At 66.6% G+C, this 953-nt stretch carries 1 protein-coding gene; it reads right to left on the bottom strand.

Going from position 1 to position 953, the window contains the following annotated elements; translation table 11 throughout:
* Positions 1-945: TrbL/VirB6 family protein (locus tag E1284_RS40895; RefSeq protein ID WP_207924262.1), on the bottom strand; the 945-nt coding region annotated here is incomplete at its 3' end.
* Between the last annotated feature and the right edge of the window lie 8 nt (positions 946-953).

Genomic DNA, 953 nt, shown 5'->3' with positions numbered 1-953 from the left:
GTCTAAGAGACAGGTCCAGAGTTTGCGGGTGGGGACGCGGTGGCGCATCAGGGCGCCCAGACCGCGGTAGAGGATCAGGCTTTTGACCAGCCCGGTCAGCGCGCTGGGCTGGGCGGCGCGCCAGATGGTGCGGGCCGCCCAGGACGGGACACGGACCATGATCCACAGCAGGCACACCGCCAGCAGCAGATCGATCCCCATACCCGAAGCGAGCCCGAGGAAATGGTTCGAATCGCCCGAGTCGCCTCCGTGGTGGTCGACGTCGGAGAACAGCAGCCGGAACCCGGTCGCCAGGATCAGTGCCTGGCACACCCCGATCGCCAGAACCCCGGTGATGCTGCGCCACCACAACCGCGCCAGCCCGTCGGTGACCGGCAGAGCATGGAACATCAACGCCACCGGCGCGGCGGCGATCAGCACCATGGTCAGCGCGATCCGGATGATGTAGATGAACACCACGCACAACGCCAGCACCACCACACCCAGCCCGATGAAGATCGTGAACGGCTGATTGGGGATCACGCTCGCGACCAGGTAGCCGGCGATCGCCTTGGCGACCCGGCTGGGGTCGATCGCCTCCGCCCCGGCCTTCAGGAACGCCCCCGACAGGCCGTTGGCGAAGGTGATCGCGTAGCCGATCAAGACGAGGCTGAGATTGGAAGCAGCGAACGCCCCAACCAGCCGCGCCACCAACTGCCCAGGCGTCAACTCACTACCGGGCAGCGAATGCCCGGCGATCAGCAGCACCCCGCCGACCGTGACCAGCAGCACGTAGCAGGTGTTGGCGATGGTCTGCGACACACCCCACAAATCCTTCGCCCGCGCCATGTCCGGCGAATCCAAAGGCGGGGTGCCCAGCGCCGTCTGCGATAGCACCTCAAAGACCGGCTTGGCCGCACCGGTGACCAGATCAGCGAACCACCCGTTCACCGCCTGCTTGGCCATGCACCCCA

Source organism: Actinomadura bangladeshensis, from assembly GCF_004348335.1.
GTDB lineage: Bacteria > Actinomycetota > Actinomycetes > Streptosporangiales > Streptosporangiaceae > Spirillospora > Spirillospora bangladeshensis.
Note: the sequence above shows the minus strand (reverse complement) of the source record. Positions and strands in the feature narration are given on the sequence as shown.